The organism is Sphingobacterium sp. InxBP1, assembly GCF_026191775.1.
Classification (GTDB): domain Bacteria; phylum Bacteroidota; class Bacteroidia; order Sphingobacteriales; family Sphingobacteriaceae; genus Sphingobacterium; species Sphingobacterium thalpophilum.
In genome coordinates this window covers 1-709 of the sequence record NZ_JAINDX010000007.1, presented here as the reverse complement: position 1 = coordinate 709, position 709 = coordinate 1, and the positions used below count along the sequence as shown (strand labels likewise).

Annotated in this window: 1 pseudogene; it reads right to left on the bottom strand. The window is 50.2% G+C overall.

Annotated features, from left to right (window positions below):
- Positions 1-709: pseudogene (locus tag K7A41_RS00035) on the bottom strand (hypothetical protein); the annotation flags it as partial.

Here is a 709-nt window from a genome sequence, read left to right as displayed (position 1 = left end):
CTAATCCCCAGACGTGAATTTGTGATTCCGTTGCCATTGGCATCATAGCTGAACGTGTTGGTCCTCGCCGCCGTACCCGCATCAGTGACTTTGGTCAGCTGGTTGCCCGAATACGTGTATTTAAAATTATTGTACCAGCCGTTGCCCGTACCGTTACGCCTGCGCAGTGAATCGATATTACCCATCACATCATACGCCAGTTCCTCATCATAATGGCCTGCTTTATTCGCAGGTGAGCTCGACGCGGCATTGATATATACTCCCCGTTTCAGCCGGTTGAGCTTGTCATAATAATACGTATAGGTCTGAACAGGCTGCATGGTCATTGTGGAGGGGACCAGGGTATTCCATTTCATACTGCCGATATTGCCATTGTAGCTGTCCGCCTTGTCCCCATAGCTCAGCTCCATCCCGAAAACACGCCTGACACTTACAGCGGCCGGATTGTTGACCGACTTCAACCAGCCCCGCTCATTATAACTGTAAAGAATTTCCTGCACAGCAGTGCTGCCGGTATTGTGCAGGTTCTTCTGCTTGAGCTGCCCGATCTCATTGTACGACAGCCTGCTCTGAGACACTTCCGCAAGATTATTAAGCTGTTTTTTGGTCTCCACCAGCCTGCCCACATGATCATATAAATGATTGGTCACAATGGTCGTCGCTGTCCCGGTCTTCGGCGTATGTACACGTGTACTGGTCAGCAGATCTC